This is a genomic window from Cohnella sp. (assembly GCF_041641335.1).
Lineage (GTDB): Bacteria > Bacillota > Bacilli > Paenibacillales > Paenibacillaceae > Cohnella.
The window spans coordinates 46,821-65,338 of the sequence record NZ_JBEPYQ010000033.1; the positions used below are offsets into that span (position 1 = coordinate 46,821).

Here is an 18,518-nt window from a genome sequence, read left to right on the forward strand (position 1 = left end):
TGTCATTGTTTTTGTCACCTTTGTATGAATGGCATGGAAGGGGAGGACGGCGGGTCGGGGACGGCTTTGTACGATATGACTCCCTATGACAACGAAAATGACATCGTGTAACTGGCGCATGACTTTCAAAAGGTTTACGATTTTAACGAATTTCGTGCAATCGAGCTCAAGTGACCATACGGAAAAAAGAGAGGGTGTGAGAGGGTGAGAAAATTATCGACGAAGACGCTGCTGTGGCTATCGAGCCTGATGCTGATTCTTGCGGGCACTGCTTCGTTCGCAATGGCGAAGGATGACAAGGTGAAGGTCTATATCGAAGGCAAGCTGCTCGAATACGAAGGCCAGCAGCCGGTCATTCGCGACGGTACGACGCTTGTGCCTTTCCGAGCGACCTTCGAAGCGCTGGGGTACAAAGTCGAATGGAACGGCGCCGATCGGAAAGCGACGGGGAAGAAGCCAGGGGTGGAGATCGAGCTGATGCTGGGCAGCCTGACGGCCACAGTCAACGGCAAAGCCGTCAAACTGTCCGTTCCGGCGCAGACGATCCGAGGCAGCACGATGATTCCGCTGCGGTTCGTGTCGGAGAACAGCGGGTATACGGTGACGCCTTCGAAGGTGTCCGGAACGACGATCATTCAGATCGGCAAGGGCGCTCCTGCCGGACAGCCGCAAGGCGGAGGCGGAGGCGCCGAGCGACCGGAGCCGTACGTCGTGAAAGGCAGAGTCGTCAACCCGCAGGGCGAGCCCATCCAGGGCGCTCTGATCACGATCGACAACCAGTTGCTGTACAACAGCAATTCGCAGACGAAGACGGACGCGAACGGGCGGTATCGGATCGAGCTGACGAAATTGGCGGCGACGTATATGGCGTATGCGGAATTTTCGGTCATGTACGAGGGCGTGAAGCACAGCGTTGATTTGATTCCCGAAGACGACAGCCCGTTCGCCGGCAATGAGGGCGCCGTCCGCAACTTTACCGTCAAGCTCGACAGCGCGACCGGAACGGGCGGAAGCGGAGAGGTGCTGTTCTACATGATGGATCTCATTCACCCGCTGAATCCGGTTCTTGAGCCGCCCAACCGGGACGATGTCACCCTGACGCTCGAACCGGTGGACAAAATGCTGGACGGAACTTCCGGCAAGAAAATCGTCAGCAAGGGCAGTCGGTCGAACAACGGCTACGGCGTGCATAACGTGCCGATCGGCAAATACAAAGTAAGCGCGGTCTATGCGCCTGCCGGCGCCGAACCTCAGCAAATGCGGATCAGGGTTGTAAACCCGGGTCAGGATGATCCTTTTCATCAATCGGTTGTTGCGGGTTTTCAAAGAGTCACGGATAAGATCCACAAAATGGAGCTTGAGCTGAAGCTCGATGTCGTTAAGCCGCCGGCCGAAGATCCGAATGAATGGGACTGGGACGCTGTCTACGATATCCATGGAAATCGGATAGATCAGAACGAGGAATGGACCTGGTAACGGACCAATACAAACGAGGGAGAGCGCAAAATGAAAAACAAACAAAGATGGAGTATGGCTCTGTTCGCCGTCATGCTGATCGCCATGATTGTGGCGACAGGCTGCTCGAAGGTTGAAAAGGCGATAAAAGAGGCGGAACAGGGAACGACGACAATCACCAAGGAAGACGGCGAGGAGATTAAGCTGTCCGGCAAAGCGGACATCCCGGAGCTGTTCCCGTCCGATATCCCGATTCCGGATGAAATTCAAGTCACGTCGTCGATCAGCGGCAGCGATTCCGTCACGCTGACGATCGAAACGGAGATGCCCTTCGAAGACATAGTCGAAATGTATTCCGACTACGCTCAACAAGCCGGCTATTCGGAGGTTCATAAGCTGGAGGCCGATAAGACGATCAACCATTCGTTCCAGAGAGGCATGGAGAGGTTCGTGTATTCGCTGCAGCTTGATCTGGAGGACAACAAGACGGTAACAGGGGCTCTTGTTTATACGAACAGACCTGATTCTCAGCAATAAACAAAGCAAGCTCAAATTCGACGCTCGAAAGGAAGATAACGATGAACGGGGAACCTACGAATGTTCAGCAAGCCGAACCAACGGATATCGCGGACAACAAGGCGATGGCCGTATTGGCCTACATCCTCTTTTTTGTCCCGCTGCTCGCAGCCAAGCAATCGAAATTCGCCATGTATCATGCCAACCAGGGGTTGACGCTGTTTCTGGCGCTGGTCGCCGTTAATATCGTCAGCTCGATCATCCCGATCATTGGCTGGCTGATCATCGGCCCGCTCGCGAATCTGGGCTTGTTCATTCTCGCGATCGTCGGAATCTTGAACGCGGTCGGAGGAAGATGCAAGCCGCTTCCGCTGATCGGCGGGTTCCGGCTCATCCAGCACTAGACGAAAACCCGGCGATCGGGGCTGTCCCGTCAGCGGTCAGAGAGCGGCAATCCGCGCCTTCGGACCTAGGGACAGTCCTTTTTGCGCACGATTCATTCCCGCTCGGCTCCCGGCAATTTCCCGGCTCTGCCGGGAACGGGACTCTTGTGACCGGGAACGAAACGCCGGTATGATGGATGGTGTCGAGGTGATGAAAATGGCCTTTTATGAGAATAGCGATCTCCAGCCGCCTGACCGCCGGCGCTTGCTGGCCTGTCTTGCGGTTGCCTGCATGGCGTATCCGCTGGCCCAAACCTTCCTGATGCCAGCTGTGCTGCTCGTCATCCTGGGCGGACTTGGCGCCGTTTGGGCTTATATTCGCCAGATCCGCCTGGAGGCGGAACGCAGTGCGAAGGAACTGCAAAATAAGTGCAGGGAATTGGAGCAGGTGCGCCGCAACACGGCAAGACTTGTCGAGATGTCCGTGCAGGAGGAACGCAGCCGCATCGCGCACGAAATCCATGATGTCATCGGGCATACGCTGACCGCCGCGATTATTCAGCTCGAAGGGGCGAAGAGAATGGCGGAACAATACGGCTGCGTTCCGCCCGAAAAGCTGGAATTGCTGAGCGGGCTCGCGCGGAAGGGATTAAACGATATTCGCGGCGCGGTTAAGGCGATTAGGTCGGAAGAGGTGCGGGCAATGCCGCTGGAGGCGGCGCTGCGCGAGCTGATTCAATGTACGGCAGAGACGATGGAGATCGCCATTGAGGCTGATATTTCGCTTCCGGCGACGCCGGATTGGGGCAGGCTGACGGAGCAGGCGCTGTATCACGCGCTGCAGGAAGGATTGACGAACGGCATCCGGCACGGCAGATGCTCGCAGGCCCGGTTCTCGCTGCGAGCGTCCGAAGGCAGGCTCCGATTCAGGCTGGTCAACGACGGGGAGCCCTACGGCTCAGCGGTTCCCGGCTTCGGACTGTCGTCGATGATCGAACGGGTGAAGCTGCTGGGCGGGGATTTGAGCGTTCGTTCCTCTGTTGACGCCGACGGCAATCCGGGCGGCTGCGAGCTGTCCATCGATTTGCCGCTGGCCGGTTAAACCGGCCAGCCGTTTAGGAATCGAGGCCCATTCCCGCCTCCCTGGCCATCAGGACCGCCTGCGTCCTGTCGGCGGCTTGCAGCTTGCTCAAAATATTGGATACGTGGTTGCGCACGGTTTTGAGCGACAATCCCAATCTCCGGGCAATGTTCACGTTGCTCATGTCCCGGGCGATCCACTGCAGCACTTCGCGTTCCCTCGCGGTAAGCTGGGGGAACTGGACATTCTCGGCTTTGTTCACGATCGCGTCGAAGTAGAACATCATTTTGCGCGCGATCGTCGCGCTGAAGATCGCTTCGCCTCCGCCGACCGCATGAATCGCCCTGAGAATCTCCTCTTTCTGCGCGCCTTTGAGCAGATAGCCCCGAGCCCCGGATCGCATGGCGGAGAAGACGGACGCATCGTCGTCGAACATCGTCAAGATCAGGATTCCGATATGCGGGGACGTTCGAATGATTTCGCGGGTCGCCTCGATTCCGTTTTGGCCCGGCATGTTCACATCCATTAAAATCACGTCGGGCTGCAGCAGCTCGGCCAGACGCACGACCTCGTTTCCGTCGGCGGCTTGTCCCGCGACCTCGATCCCCTCTTCGTTTTGCAGATTCGCAGCCAATCCCTCCAGAAACATCGGATGATCATCCGCCAGCAAGAGGCGCAGCCGTTCCGTCTCCATTCCGTTCAATGTCCGTTCTTCTTTCCTCGTTGGGCAAGATGACATGGATTTTCGTTCCTTTTCCCGGCACGGATTCAAGCTCGAACACTCCGCCGAGCTCTTCCGCGCGCTCCCGGATGGAGCGCATGCCTATGCCGGGCTTGACATGCGCGGGCAGGCCTCTTCCGTTGTCCGAGATCCGGATATGGAGCCTATCGTTCTCCTCGTTCAGCCGGATATGGCATTTGCTCGCATGGGCATGACGCGTTACATTCGTGAGCGCCTCCTGCACGATCCGGTATACGGCCACTTCCGACGCCGCGGACAGCGCAAGCTTCCGGTCGGCTCCCTCCAGGGAAACCTGCAGCGAGGAAGCTTGAAGCTGCATGGACAACTCCTGCAAAGCGAAGGCGAGTCCGAATTCGTCCAGTGCGGGCGGTCTAAGGGAATAGACGAGCCGCCTGATGTCGTCGATCGATTCGCGCATCTGCTTCTGCACGAGATCGAGCGCGTGCCTGGACCGCTCGGGATCGTTCCGCTGATGGCGGACGGCTTCGTTGATATGCAGCGTCATGCTGGCCAGAGAGGAGCCGAGTCCGTCGTGCAAATCCCGGCGAAGCCGCCTGCGCTCCTCTTCGCGCGCGTTCACGAGCCGTTCGCGCGAACGGCGCAGATCTTCGGTAAGACTGTGCGTTTGTACGGCGATGCTTACCTGACGGGCGAGATCTTCGATCATGTGGCGGGTTCCGGGAGGCAAGGCTTCTTCCAGTCGATGAACGCCGAGGATGAGCCGTCCGACGGACATGCCCTTGACCTCCAGCTCGATCGAGACGGAATGCTGGGCCGGGGCGCCGTACACCGCCAATTGTTCGATACCGGTCTGCGAATACGTTTCGATGGCAACGTAAGGAATTTGCAGCGCGCCCGCTACCTTCTCTGCGACGGAGGAGAGCAGCGAGGCGTGCGTCAACGAAGATTCCAATTGCTCCGTCAGCTTGGAGAGGATGCGGTAAGGATCGTCGCGTTTGCCGTAAACCAGTTGATTAACCGCTCTCTGGACTTCCGCTCTGAGGGGCTGGAACATGACCGCGAGCAGTCCGGTCGCCAGCATCGTGACGACGGCATGCGCTTTGCCCTGGATCATGTAGCCGATCGTGCCGACCAGAAGCGCATAGGCGCTCACGATGATTACGCTGAGCACGATATAGACCATCGTCCGGTTGAAGGCGTTCGGCAGATGCTTCGAACGGCGTTCCAGCACGATTACGCCGATGGAGAAGGGGACGAACATCAGGCTGGAATAGACCGCGATCTGCACGAGCATTCTGGCGAACCCGTGCCCGTCTTCTCCGAACAGCGAAGCGACGTTGCCGAGGATGCCGGCAGCCACGTAGACGCATAGACTGGTCAATAGCCAGCGCAGCTGACGCTGCGTTCCGGCCGAGGTCTCCCGGGAATAGCGATAGACGAGCACGACGAAGGTCAGAACGTGCACGACGGCGATGAACCCGTAGATCCATGCGGAAGGAATCGGCAGCAGCTGCACGCCGAACAAATAGGGCGGAACGAGATTGAGGAGCAGATGAGCGACCCAGAGCCAGGCGAGAACGGCTGTCCAACGCGGGCTGAATCGCCCTTCGGGAAACAGCAGCAGGAAGAAGAGGTAGGAGGCTCCCAGAATATTGAGCCCTTCGAACGCCTTGACGAGAAACGGGTAGTTCCCGAACAGCTCGTCGTTCGCGCTGAAGATCGTGCCGGTCACGATGAGCGCGATGGAGGCCGTTACGCAATAAAGATCCTTCCAGCCGTACCGGTACAGCAGCAGCCCGACGACCCAGAAGCTCAAGTTTTGGAGCGCGAGCAAAATAAAGATCAGGCTGCCGTATAGATCGGGGCTGATTCCGACCTCCTCCAACTGATGGAGTTGGGCGGGTTTTAATTGAAGATACGTGCAGGGCGCGTCCCCGCAGGAGGTGGTATAGATGCCGACTCCAAGTCCATGGCTGGAGACGGAGACGACGAAGGAGACCGCAAGCAGCGCCCACCAGAGCGCATGCAGCCCCGCACGACGATAGAGCTTGCTTGCCCGAGAAGGATGAATTCCCATGTCCGAATTCCTCGCAAAAATCCATTTGATGATAAGGCGTGTATGCAAACCCGCTCAGGGGCATCTTTCACCGCCTTTTCGGCAACGTCTGCTATCCTCGGAGTATGCATACACGCCCTAGTGTATCATAGGGATTTCGTACGGTCGCGGGAAAAGCGGCAATTCCCGGCCGACCCGGGAAACTTTCTGCGGCTAGAAACCGGCCGAGCCGTCTCTGACGGAACGAGACGTTCCCGTATTCAAGGGCTCGGCAGGTCGGACTGCTTCACGAGTTGAACCGCGCTGGCGCGGTCGGGCGTCTGCAGCTTGTTCAGAATGGCCGATACATAGTTGGATACGGTTTTCGAGCTAAGGCTCAGTTTGCGGGAGATGTCCGCATTGGAGCAGCCTTCGGTCATCAGTTGCAGCACTTCCTTCTCGCGGTCGGTCAACTCCGGGAATCGATCCAGACGAGAGGCGGGACGCACGGCGTAGGCGATCAGCCGGCTGGCCACGTCCCCTCCGAAGATCGCTTCTCCGGCCGCGACGGTCCGAATCGCGCGAACGATGTCCTCCTTGTCCGCGTCCTTGAGAATGTAGCCGCTGGCTCCGGCCTTCATCCCGGAGATGACGGAGTCGTCGTCCTTGAACATCGTCAGCATGAGCACGCGAATGCTGTCGTTGCCGGAGCGAATTCGGGCCGTCGCTTCGATGCCGTTCAGGACGGGCATCCGGATATCCATCAGAACGACGTCAGGGCGCAATTCGAGCGCCAGCTTCACTGCATCTTCCCCCGTTGCCGCTTCCCCGACGACCGTCATGCCTTCCGTGCTTTCTACGACGTTCCTGACGCCATCCCGGAACAGCGGGTGGTCATCCGCCACCAAGATTCGAAGCTGCGTTTCCATCGTGATCCCCTTTCCCTGTTTCGACTTTGACCGGCAGCGCCGCCGAGACGACCGTTCCGCCTTCCGCCGGCGATTCGAACCGGCAGACGCCCCCCAATTCAGCCGTCCGTTCCCGGATCGAAGTCAGTCCCACTCCGTCATGGGGCCCGTGGCGAGAGGCGCGATGATACAGACCGATGCCGTTGTCGGAGACGGAGAGCCGCAGCTCGCTCGTCTCGTCGGACAATTCGATCCGCACCCGGCAGCGTTCGGCGCGGGAGTGCTTGACAACGTTGACCAGCGCTTCGGTGACGATGCGATATGTCCCGACTTCAATCGCGGCGGGCAAGGCCGGCAGGGGCGCGGGCGATTCGATCTCGATCCGCATCGGTTCCGCGCCCGCGGCGATCTGGACGTCCAGCAGCTGTTCGGCCCGCTGGCGAAGCGCTCCGACAAGCCCCAGCTCATCCAGGGCGGGCGGCCTCAGGTCGTACACGATTCCCCGGATGTCTTCCACCGTCTTGCCGATTTCCTCCCTGAAGCGGCTCATGAACAGAATTGCTTTGGGCGGATCGTTGCGGATCCAATCCTCCACCAGGGACGCCGTGAGCTTCATGGAAGCGAGTCTCGGCGCGATCTCATCGTGCAGATTATTGCGCATCGACCTGCGTTCCTCTTCGCGCGCCATAATCAGTTGTTCTCGCGACTGCTGCAGTTCGCCGATCAGCAATCCGATGTCCATCTTCTGCCTGGCGCTGTGGAGCACGGTGCCCGCATGCCGGGAGAGAATGCCCAGCATGCGATGGTCTGCTTCGTTAAATGCCTCGCCGGGCGAGCGCGTTGCGACGATCAGGCTGCCGATTTCCTCGCCTTCGCTGATCAATGGGATGCCGTGGGTATCCGCCGGCGGATCTCCTACGGAAGCGACAAGGAGCGGCTGGCCGTTCCGGAAAAGCTTGATGCCCGCGTAAGGGAGCCGAAGCGCTTCCTTGACGGTTTTCGAGACGGTCTCCAAAGCGGCTTCGGGCGCAAGCGGCTCCTTCAGCCGATTGCCCAGTTCGAGCAGAACGGTGTAGGGATCGTGCTGCTCTCCGTACATCATCCGATTGACCGCCCGTTGCAATCTCTCCTTCAGCGGAGCGAACAGAAACGCGGTCACCCCGGTCGCGATCAGAGAGAAGGCCATGTTCTGACCGACTTTGAACAGGAACGACAAGTACCATACGATCAGGGAGTAGACGGCGACGATGAGCGCGCTTAGTCCGACGTAGACGAGCGTACGGTTCACGATGGGATCGATATCCCACAACCGCTTGCGCAGCATCGTCATCGTGAGCGTCACCGGGATAGGCATCATTAGTACGATAACCATGATGTCCAGCACGAGAAGCCAGACGGGGTTAGGCCGGGAATAAAAATCCGGCTGGAACAGAAGCGGAGCGACGCTCACGATCAGAATGCCCGTCAGGGAGAGCAGCAGTCCGTAGACGAACCATTTCGTCTGCTGGCGTTCGACGACGCTCGCTTCGTACCGGTACCGAACGTATTGGCCGTAGAGCAGAGTGCCGTACAGCAGCGCCATCCAGATCAGATTGAGCGCGATCGGCCAATGCCGCACCCCCCACGGCTCGTTTCCGAAAATGCTCGCGATCAACCGGACGGCCGCCAGCCCGATTCCGGTCCAGAACACCCGGCTCCGCGCCATTTTACCGTTGGGAAACAGCAGCAGAAACAGGATAAACAGACAGATGGACGTATTCGCGATAGCTGGCGTCAACCATCCGAGCTCCTGCCACATGTACGGAATATAGCGGGAAGCGGGAAACGCGATAAAAGCCGCGCCCGCGATGTACGAGATCGGATCGTTCGGACGTCTGACGAAAATAATGAGAGCCCCGACGAAAAAGACGGCGAATTCGATCAGCGCAATGCTCGTATACAGCGCTGCGAGATCGTCGTAAGTCCAGCCGATATTCGTCAATACGTCCGGGGGCAGCGGCGTCAGCGCGGAGTATTCGCACGCCGTGGAGGGACAAGCGTCGCGGATATACAGAAAGTACCGGGGGATTTTGTACAGAAACTGCAGCGTAATTATCCCGCTCAGGGCAACGGCCGCGCTCCGTACGGCGAACAAGCCCCGGCCGGGCCGAAGGCTGCTCGTTTGTTCGGTTCGGGTTCCCTTCGCCGTGTCGGCGTTCGTCATGACGATCTCCTCGCAATCAGCTTATCGTCTCTTCCCGTACGGCGGCAACGGCGGATTTCGAAGAGCGCATGAGGCGCAGCGAGAATGCCGCATAGACGCATCCGAATGCGATCGCGGCCGCTCCTCCCAGGATGCCCCAGCTTGCTTCGTGATCGGGCAGCGCCAATGCGGCGGCTCCCATGTAGATAAACGTCAGTCCGATCAGCATGCCGAGAGCCCCGGAGCCTTTCCGCGCGGTAGAAGCCGTGAAGCTGCCGTAAATCATCGTCATCGCGAGCGCGGTTCCCTCGCCCCAGCGGAACTGCTCCTCGGTTTCCTGGAACTGCTGGATGGCGCCGTTCACGATGAAATGCAGCAGGCCGAAAGCCGCGACGAACGAGAGGATGAGCAGCGGCCGATCGAACCGCGCGGGCTCCGTCGAGCGGATGATTTCGCGGCGGCTCTTGCCGTACGTGAAGTAAAGGACCGCCATAATAATCCCGAAGATGACAAAAACGAAAAACCGGGTCAGCGCGAACGCCGGCCCCGTGGCCGCGAGCGTCCCGAGAAAAATCAAATGACCGACGAAATAAAAGCGCAGGAGCAACGGCTTCGTTAAGGGCCGCCACAGCAGAATAAACAGACTGCCGCTGAACAGCAAGCCGAGCAGCGCGCCGTGCACGGCCCCGTGAAATCGCAGCTCCTCGGGATGCGGATCGAAGGCGAAGGCCGATCGAATCCACGGCTCCAGTCCTTCGGTAAGCCCCTCCAGCATGATCAGGCCTACGAGGGCGAATACGAAGGCGAATATTCGGAACAAAACCGATTTTTCGGACTTGTTCGCGGTTGACGTTTTTTCCATTCTACAATTCCCCCTTGGATTGAACAAGATTGCATTTTCAGCATACGGAACCGAGCTTCCCGTCCGCCAGAGGACGATTCCCGGAACGCCGGGAAGTTGATCTGGGAGATCTGTTCGCAAGCGACGTCAAGCCGTGTAATCGACACCGCGCCTTTACAGGAATCGACGGCGTTCGACCGCGATGTCGCGCGATAAATTAGGTATTTACTTTTCCGCAAAAACTTCTATACTGAGTGTTGAAAATAATAAAGTTTCTGAAATTACATTATTTATTGAAACTTTATTTTTAAAATGGGCTGAGGGAGGGACACGCCGGAGCGCAAAAGAAAGCCGCTGCATGGTGCAATTTCAATCCAAGGGGAAGGAAGTGCACGTATGACACGTTCTTTGTTCTCGCTTAACAAGTCTCTAAGTATATTGCTGGTCATAAGCCTAATTGCAAGCGTATTCACCGTTGTTGCGGCGCAGCCTGCGTACGGAGCCGAACAACAACTGGATTCCGAGACGGTGTCTGCGGAGGCCGATCACTCGTATGGGGAGACCCCGCCAGGTGAGGACGGAGGGGAGGGGGAGCAGCCCCTTCCGGGTTCGGACGAGGAGTCGCAGGGGAACGATTCGGAAGACCGGACAGAGCTGGAGCCGGCTCAACCGCCCGACGAAAGCGATCCGTTCGACGAGTTAACGCCGCCTATGCCGTTGGCCGAACCGTTCGCCGCTCCCGGCGCAGGCTGGAAGCTCGTCTTCGAGGACTTCGAGGACATAAGCGACTTGCGGGCCACGGGCGCTCAGGCCAATGCGAACGTGCTGACGCAAGCCTCGCGTCCCGAGCCGGTCAAGTACGGTTCGAAGTCGGCGAAGCTGGAATACGATTTTCTCGGGATGTCCGGAACTTCGGCGGCGTACATACGGTTCAGAAATACGCTGGGAGCGGACGGCCGGGATATTCCAGGCGCGCCTACGAAGATCGGTTTCTGGATTTACGGAGAAGACAAGGCGCATTGGATCCGCGGCCAAGTGCAGGGAGATGGGCAGGCGGGGGTAACGATAGACTTCAACGCCGCCGCCTCGGTCATCAACGGCTGGAAGTACGTGACCGCGGATATTCCGCCTACTGTCGCATCTCCGATGAAGCTTAACTTTATTTACGTGGTGGAGACGGGCGCCAAGAGCTCGGGGAAAATCTATGTCGACGATTTAAGCATTTTATATGAAAATACCGATCTGTTCGCGCTGGAGTGGGCGAACGTGGCGCCGATGACCGTCGGGGAGACGCGAGCCGGGAGAGTGCTGGCGACGCGCAAGAACGACGCGGAGCCTAAGCCGGTAATCGGCGGTCTGACGTATTCGAGCAGCGACGAGAACGTCGCCGCCGTCGACGGGAACGGAATCATCACGGCGCATCATGCAGGAGAAACGGAGTTGACAGCTTTGTATAACGACAGATATCCGGCTGTCCACCGCTTGGTGGTAACCGACAGCGAGCTGATTCCGGACGAGGTGCAGATCGAAGGGCCGGCATCGATGGTATTGACGGAAACCGGATTGCTGAAAGCTTATGCCGTGTTTAACGGCGCGGAGCCGGTGGACGTCTCGGAGCAAACGGTATTTACCGCTGAACCGGGCAATCCCGTCGCTCATGTGAGCGGGCGAACGATTCAGGCCGCGGCGGTCGGCCACATCGAGATTACGGCAACGTATAGGGGGGTATCCCGAAGCTATACGCTGGAGGCCAAAGCAGGCGAGCTGAAGACGATCGAAATTCGCGGCGTGTTCTCCGCAATCGTCGGAGGGGAGCCGGTGACGGCGAAAGTGTTCGGCGATTACAAAGTCGAAGGCTACAAGGAAATACCGTCCGGGGCGACGTTCTCCAGCGACAATCCGGCCATCGCGTCGATCGATCCGGTCACCGGCGTAATCGTCGGAGCGGCGCCGGGAACGACGTCGATTAAGGCGACGTACGAGGGCCAGCTGGCCAGGCAGATGATCGTCGTGACGAACCCGGTGTCCTATCCGAAACGTGAATTGCGGGGAGCCTGGATCTCCACGGTCGAGAATATCGACTGGCCGAACGCGACCGATTTCGATCCCGAGAAGCAGAGAGCAGACTATGTCCGGCTGCTGGACGAATTGAAGGCGACGGGCATCAACGCGGTATTTACGCAGATTCGCCCGACGAGCGATTCTTTCTATCCGTCGGAATATTTTCCATGGTCGCATTGGTTGACGGGGGAGCAGGGAAAGCCGCCGAGCGACGGTTACGATCCGCTGGGCTTCATAATCGAGGAAGCGCATAAGCGGAACATCGAGTTCCATGCCTGGATCAACCCGTACCGGATCAGCATGCACGCCGACCCGTCGAGACTGGCGTCGAACCACCCGGCCAGGTTTCACCCCGACTGGGTCGTCTCCAACGGCGGCAAGCTGTATTTCAATCCCGGCATACCTGAGGCAAAGGACTATATTATCGCCGGCGTGAAGGAAATCGTGGAAAAGTACGACGTAGACGGCATTCATATGGACGATTATTTTTATCCTTATCCCGGCACAGAGGAGTTTAACGACGCCAGAGAGTACAATGCTTACCGGAACGGCGGAGGCACGATGAACTTGGCCGACTGGCGACGCAACAACGTCAACGACATCGTCAGAGATTTGCACACAGGGATTAAAGGCTTAAAGCCGTACGTTAAATTCGGCATCAGTCCGTTCGGAATCTGGCGGAACAAGGGCACCGATCCGACCGGATCGGACACGACCGGCCAGCAAAACTACGACGGTCTGTACGCGGATACGAGAACGTGGATCAAGCAAGGCTGGATCGACTATATCGCTCCGCAAATCTACTGGCACTTCGGATATTCCGCGGCCGCCTACGAGAAGCTGATCGATTGGTGGACGAAGGAGATCAACGGGCAGAACGACAATTCCGGCAAGCACGCCGTCCATCTGTACATCGGTCAGGCGCCTTACCGGGTCGGGGTCGACGCGAACTGGACGAATCCGGATCAGCTTCCCGCGCAGCTCAGGTTCAACCGCGACCGGGGGGCGGACGTGTCCGGCAGCATCATGTTCAGCTCGTCGCATTTGCTGGCCAATCCTCTCGGAGTCAGAGATACGGTCGCCTCGATGTACTCCCGTCCGGCTTTGATTCCAGTCATGCCTTGGCTAACAGGAGTTCCTCTCCCGGAGGCTCCGGAAATCGCAGGAATGAAGCTGCTGGAAGGAGGGCGGCAGATCGGCTGGAGAGACAGAGGCGAGGATGAGCCGGCCTATTACGCCATATACCGGATTCAAGGCGCGGGAACGCCCGATCCGGGCAATCCGGCTCACTTGCTGGCGACGGTTCGGAGAACGGAAGGCGATCTCCAGCTCTATACGGACAGTACTGCCGCCGATGGGGAGATTTATACGTACGCGCTTGCCGCGGTGAATCGTCTTCATCAGGAAAGCGTCTTAAGCAGCCCGATTTCCGAACCGAGCAATCCGATCGTGACTATCGAAATTGAAGCTTTGAAGGAAATGAAATCGGGTCAGACGCAGCAGGCTCGGGTCTTCGGACTAACGAGCATGGGCGATCGGGTGGAGATCGTGAAGGGAACGGCTTTCGCCAGTTCGAGCAAGAGCGTGGCTGGAGTCAACGCTTCCGGATGGATTAGAGCCCACTCCAAAGGCAAGACGGTGATTGCGGCGGAATACGGGGGGCTTCGCGCGTCTCGGGAGCTGATCGTCGTCAAACCGGGGAAATAGCAAGAATCAAGTTTAAAGATGCTTAATAACGGGGCTGTCCCCCAAGTAAGCAGAGTCGTACTGAACGATGATCGATGGATGCCTATCCTTTTGTATCGATAATCTCGTACGTTCTCCTACTTATGGGACAGCCCCAGCATTTTGCATTATTCGCAAGCGATCCCGTCGCCGTCTCTGTCCAGCTTTGTGGAATAACCGGGATCACCGGAATGAAGCGGCGCTTTTCCGGCCTCGCGAACGGCGGCGCAATTCGGGTAGATGACGTTCGTCTCCGTCCCGGGCGTCTTCTGCGAGCGGCCGGACGCGGCGGGCGACGGTTGATTCGGAAACAAAACTTTGGGTTTCTCTACGATAAACAAAATTTTCGTGCCGTCTTCATAGGCCGACAGTTGATGCCCGACCCAGCTGCCGGCTCCCCGGTTGTCGCTGGCATCGATGTAGGCGACGCTTGCGCCCGCCCCGCCTTCCTCGCACATCGCCATCGGCCATTCGTCGCGGTCGTAGCCCGAGCGCGTCTCTATTCCGGATAGCGATTGCTTGCGGTTCTCTTCCGCGCCGCCGCGGTCGATCGTGCATACGTCGGAATACCCTTGCTCGATCGCCCCGAGAATGTGCAGCGCCGTTTCGGGATAGTCGTCGCTTGGAAAGATCAGCTCGTAGTCGTAATCGTCGTGCTCCGTCTGCCGAGGCGCGTCGGAAAGGGGTTTCTGCGCCAGTCCGCAGCCGGTCGCAACCAGGACGAGGACAAGAAGGAAAGGAATAAGCCGTCGTTTCAAAGATGTCGCTCCTTCGTTCGTTGTCAAAGATTATTCGCAAGGCTGATCGAATAACGCCCGGCGATTTCCGGTTACAGCTTGAAGTAGCGTACCGATTTGTTCAATTCGTCCACGATCGATTGCAGCCGCTCGGATGCGTAGGCGATATTCTCGACGAGCGCAAGCTGTTCTTCCGTCGCCGCCGCGACGCTCTGCGCCTTGTCGGAGATTTCCCGGGCGGAAGAGGAGGACTGCTCCATGCTGGCGGACACTTCCTCGGAGCTCGCCGACATCTGCTCGGTGACCGCGGACGTGTCGTGAAGCTGGCGGGCGACCTGCTTGATCGATTCGGCGATCACTTCGAATCCGTGCGCGAGTTCGCCCAGCGCAGCCGAGCCTTCGTCGCTGTTGGTCACCGTAACGTTCATGTATTCGGAGGCGAGCGCGATTTCCCCGCGGGTATCCCCGATCAATTGGTTGATATGCTGCGCGGATTCGAGGGAAACGGCCGCCAGCTTCCGGATTTCCTGAGCAACGACGGCGAATCCTTTGCCGTGCTCGCCGGCCCGGGCTGCTTCGATCGACGCATTGAGCGAAAGAATGCCGGTCTGGTTGGCGATCGTCGTAATCTTGTCCGTAATCTCGCCGATCTTGTCCGACTTCTCGCTCAGCACGGCAACGCTTCGACTCAGATCGCCGATCGTGCCGGCCATCCGTTCCATTTGTTCCTTCATTCTGGCCAGCAGCAGGGTTCCTTCGTCGGCCATCGTGTTTGTCTGCTGCGAATGGTCGGAAATGACGTTGGTGCTTTCGGCGATCTTCTGAACGCCGACCGCCATCTCCTCCATCGCGACGGTCGATTCGCGCGCGATCGAGGACTGGGTCTCGACGAGCGTCGTCACCTGCTGAATATTCTCAGCCACATGGGATGCGGCTTCCGCCGATTCCTTGGAGCTATGGGCCAATTCTTCCGACGCGGCGGCGACTTGGCGGCTGTTGTCGGCGATGGCGCCGATCAGCTCGCGCATCTTGGCGATCATGCCGTCGACCGAGAACAGAATTTGCCCCAGCTCGTCTTTGTCGTATTTGGCTTGAGGCGTGAAGCTCAGATCTCCGGCGGCGACTTGTTGCGTTTTCGTTTGCACGAGGGAGACGGTACGGCTTAGCTTGCGAATCACGAGCAGTCCCAGGGTGATGAGCAAGATCCATTCCACGATCAAAATAATATAGGTAGACGTAGTCGTCGAGGCGCTCTCGGCGGTTACCGCATCGACTTCCTGTTCAGCGTAAATCTCCAGTATTTCTCCGAAATCGTTGATGTTGCCGCGGGCCTCGTCGAATTCCGCAAGCAGCTTCGCTTCCTTTTCGATCGAGTAGTCGCCGGCTTGGAATTGGGCTTCCGCCAGCTTGACCCACTCGTTAAAATGGAGGTCCGTCTCCGTAATCGTATCGTTGATCGATTTGCCGCTTTCGGGGTGGGTTCTATCGGCAATGCCATGCTCCGTGACGATCCGCAGCGCTTTAGCGATACGATCGTTCGTCTGCTGAACGTTCTCGGCGAAGTCGGCTTTCGCCTGCTCCTTGTCTTCGGCGGAGACGAACGGGGAGCTCAGCCGCTGATAGGCGGTCAAAGCCTGGTACATGTCCCTGTCGGCGTTGAGCACGAGCGTGATCGATTGATTGCTTGTTGTGAACAGGGAGGTTTTCAGCCTGTTAATGTTGGACGAGTTCAGCTCCAGCAAGTAAATCCCCGTCACGGCGAACAAAATCAAAGGGATGAGGAGCAATGCGAGCAGTTTGACGCGAATCGAAACGTTGTTGAGCATAGTTGTCTGGTCTCCTTGTTAGTAGATCGTCGAATGCTACATGACATATATCGGCGAAAATGTAGGCAAATGTTGATAGCGTTGGCGGTATTTCAAAAATGTTAGAAAAATTAGAAGAAACCTCTCCTCCGCCGGGATAAACCCGGATGGAGGAGAGGCCGGATGCGGGGGAAGGAGGTTAATCGGTCGGTTTAATCCGGCTTAGACAAAACTCACCGGTTCAGCGCCGCGCGAACTCTTCCTTGATCCGCTGCAGCAGCGAGGCGTCCGTCAGCACGTCGCAGCCGGTATAGGCGAGCATATTCGCTCCGAACACCATCGCCTCGTACGCCCGGTCGGTCTGCGCCGCGTCCCGGAATTCGATCGTGTGCAGCTGGTAGGGCTCGTCGACGACTTTAATGTACGGATGCGCGGCCGGGCAGCGCAGGCTGACGTTGCCCAGATCGAGAGAGCCGTTGTCGTGGCCGTGCACGATTTGTTCCTCCGGGATGCCGCTTGCGATCAAATTCGCCGTAAACGCGCCAGACAAAGCAGCGTTCGTCCGCAGCTCGTCGTAGGAATATTCGTAATTGCTCACGGTCAGCGAGCAGCCCGTCGCGATCGCGGCGGCCTCGGCGCAGGCTTTGACCTTGCGGACGAGCTCGTCGGTATAGGCTCGCGTCGCACCGCGGACGTAGAAGCGGGCTTCGGCGTAATCCGGAATCATGTTCGGCGCCTGCCCTCCCTGCGAGATAATGCCGTGAATCCGGGCGTCGCTGCGGGTTTGCTGGCGCAGGGCGTTGACCGAGTTGAACAGCTGAATGACGGCGTCGAGCGCGTTGACTCCGAGCTCCGGATTGGCTGCTGCGTGAGCCGCTTTGCCGCGGTACTCGAACTGCAGCGCGTCGATCGCGAGCGATGAGCCCGAACGCTCGTAGCTGTGATACGGATGCGCCATAATCGCGATGTCGCAATCGTCGAACAGACCGGCGGCGGCCATGTCCACCTTGGCGCCCTTCGTCTCTTCCGCCGGCGTGCCGTAGACGCGGATCTTGCCGCCCGTCCGGTCGGCGATCGCTCTTAAACCCGAGGCCGCGCCGAGCGCCATCGTGCAGATCAGATGATGGCCGCACGCATGGCCGATTTCCGGCAGCGCGTCGTATTCGGCAAGCAAGCCGATTGTCGGCCCGCTCGTCCCGGAATCGTATTCCGCGACGAACGCGGTCCCCAGTCCGAGCACGCCGCGCTCGACGCGATAGCCGAGCGATTCCAGCTCGGACGAGAGCAGGGCGGATGCCTGCTTCTCCTCGTGGCCCAGCTCCGGATGCGCTCCGATGAACGCCGCGATCTCCTTAAGGCGGCCGGAATAGGCTTGTATATGGTCGTGAATGACGGTTTTCAGTTCGGTCATGGGTAGATCTCCTTTGCCTGTTTGAAATGCCGGTCTTCGGCATTCTTCGCCTTCGATGGGCCATTTCAGAATACCGCACTAAGAGCAGAAACGCCAGAATTCCGCGCTCTGGGTGGGACGGCGTCCTATCGCTTTAAGGTGTGGAGAAGCATTCGCAAGGCGAATTTTCCGAAAAAAACATGTAACTCCATTCGAATTGGCCGCCTCTAGCTGTCTGGTAGACCGTTACGCGGGCGAAATCGAACGAATGACTGTCTCTAACGGTCTGGTAGACCGTAACGCGGGCGAAATCGAACGAATGGCCGCCTCTAGCGGTCTGGTAGACCGTTACGTGGGCGAAATCGAACGAATGACTGTCTTTAACGGTCTGGTAGACCGTTACGCGGGCGAAATCGAACGAATGGCCGCCTCTAGCGGTCTGGTAGACCGTTACGCGGGCGAAATCGAACGAATGACTGTCTTTAACGGTCTGGTAGACCGTTACGTGGGCGAAATCGAACGAATGGCCGCCTCTAGCGGTCTGGTAGACCGTTACGCGGGCGAAATCGAACGAATGGCCGCCTCTAGCGGTCTGGTTGGACCTCTGTCAAGAAAGTGGACACCTTTTAAGCGCATTTAGCTGATTTTTTTGTAATATATGGCCTCAAATCGATCCGGCGATACGTAACCCAAAGA

14 protein-coding genes and 1 pseudogene are annotated in these 18,518 nt (G+C 58.3%); 6 read left to right on the forward strand and 9 right to left on the reverse strand.

Going from position 1 to position 18,518, the window contains the following annotated elements; translation table 11 throughout:
* Positions 1–204: 204 nt before the first annotated feature.
* The 4 genes from ACESLM_RS13065 (at position 205) to ACESLM_RS13080 (ending at position 3,456) form a co-directional block, all read left to right on the forward strand.
* On the forward strand, positions 205–1,476 hold the full coding sequence (locus ACESLM_RS13065; RefSeq protein WP_372631996.1) for a stalk domain-containing protein: 1,272 nt from the start codon (positions 205–207) through the stop codon (positions 1,474–1,476).
* Positions 1,477–1,506: 30 nt separating this feature from the next.
* A complete protein-coding gene (locus tag ACESLM_RS13070; protein ID WP_372631998.1) occupies positions 1,507–1,992 on the forward strand; it encodes a hypothetical protein in 486 nt (161 codons plus the stop codon).
* Between the two features lie 41 nt (positions 1,993–2,033).
* Positions 2,034–2,375: a hypothetical protein gene (locus ACESLM_RS13075; protein WP_372631999.1), complete on the forward strand. Its 342-nt coding sequence runs from the start codon at positions 2,034–2,036 to the stop codon at positions 2,373–2,375.
* 190 nt (positions 2,376–2,565) lie between these two features.
* Positions 2,566–3,456, forward strand: a complete 891-nt coding sequence (locus ACESLM_RS13080) for a sensor histidine kinase (protein WP_372632012.1) — start codon at positions 2,566–2,568, stop codon at positions 3,454–3,456.
* Between the two features lie 13 nt (positions 3,457–3,469).
* Here ACESLM_RS13080 and ACESLM_RS13085 read toward each other — a convergent pair whose 3' ends face one another.
* The 5 genes from ACESLM_RS13085 to ACESLM_RS13105 all read right to left on the reverse strand — a co-directional run bounded on the left by ACESLM_RS13085 (position 3,470) and on the right by ACESLM_RS13105 (position 10,125).
* Complete coding sequence (locus tag ACESLM_RS13085) at positions 3,470–4,129, reverse strand: response regulator transcription factor (protein WP_372632014.1); 660 nt, start codon at positions 4,127–4,129, stop codon at positions 3,470–3,472.
* On the reverse strand, positions 4,092–6,215 hold the full coding sequence (locus tag ACESLM_RS13090; protein ID WP_372632001.1) for an ATP-binding protein: 2,124 nt from the start codon (positions 6,213–6,215) through the stop codon (positions 4,092–4,094). The genes ACESLM_RS13085 and ACESLM_RS13090 overlap by 38 nt, the downstream gene beginning before the upstream one ends.
* Before the next feature lie 239 nt (positions 6,216–6,454).
* The gene (locus ACESLM_RS13095; protein ID WP_372632003.1) at positions 6,455–7,102 is read right to left on the reverse strand and encodes a response regulator; all 648 of its coding nucleotides are present in this window, start codon (positions 7,100–7,102) and stop codon (positions 6,455–6,457) included.
* On the reverse strand, positions 7,068–9,284 hold the full coding sequence (locus ACESLM_RS13100) for a GAF domain-containing sensor histidine kinase (RefSeq protein ID WP_372632004.1): 2,217 nt from the start codon (positions 9,282–9,284) through the stop codon (positions 7,068–7,070). The genes ACESLM_RS13095 and ACESLM_RS13100 overlap by 35 nt, the downstream gene beginning before the upstream one ends.
* A 16-nt stretch (positions 9,285–9,300) precedes the next feature.
* A complete protein-coding gene (locus ACESLM_RS13105; protein WP_372632005.1) occupies positions 9,301–10,125 on the reverse strand; it encodes a hypothetical protein in 825 nt (274 codons plus the stop codon).
* Between the two features lie 375 nt (positions 10,126–10,500).
* Between ACESLM_RS13105 and ACESLM_RS13110 the strand changes: the two genes are divergently transcribed.
* A complete protein-coding gene (locus ACESLM_RS13110; RefSeq protein ID WP_372632006.1) occupies positions 10,501–13,872 on the forward strand; it encodes a family 10 glycosylhydrolase in 3,372 nt (1,123 codons plus the stop codon).
* Between the two features lie 146 nt (positions 13,873–14,018).
* On the opposite strand, the gene ACESLM_RS13115 is transcribed toward ACESLM_RS13110, so the two are convergent.
* The 4 genes and pseudogenes from ACESLM_RS13115 to ACESLM_RS13130 form a co-directional block, all read right to left on the reverse strand.
* Entirely contained in the window at positions 14,019–14,231 is a 213-nt protein-coding gene (locus tag ACESLM_RS13115) for an excalibur calcium-binding domain-containing protein (protein WP_372632015.1), read from the reverse strand.
* Positions 14,217–14,588: pseudogene (locus ACESLM_RS13120) on the reverse strand (NucA/NucB deoxyribonuclease domain-containing protein); the annotation flags it as partial. The gene ACESLM_RS13115 and the pseudogene ACESLM_RS13120, both read right to left, overlap by 15 nt.
* A gap of 131 nt (positions 14,589–14,719) precedes the next feature.
* Entirely contained in the window at positions 14,720–16,453 is a 1,734-nt protein-coding gene (locus ACESLM_RS13125) for a methyl-accepting chemotaxis protein (RefSeq protein ID WP_372632008.1), read from the reverse strand.
* A 220-nt stretch (positions 16,454–16,673) separates the two neighbouring features.
* The gene (locus tag ACESLM_RS13130; RefSeq protein ID WP_372632009.1) at positions 16,674–17,843 is read right to left on the reverse strand and encodes a M20 family metallopeptidase; all 1,170 of its coding nucleotides are present in this window, start codon (positions 17,841–17,843) and stop codon (positions 16,674–16,676) included.
* Positions 17,844–18,090: 247 nt separating this feature from the next.
* On the opposite strand from ACESLM_RS13130, the gene ACESLM_RS13135 reads away from it, so the two are divergent.
* Complete coding sequence (locus ACESLM_RS13135) at positions 18,091–18,462, forward strand: hypothetical protein (protein WP_372632010.1); 372 nt, start codon at positions 18,091–18,093, stop codon at positions 18,460–18,462.
* Positions 18,463–18,518 lie beyond the last annotated feature (56 nt).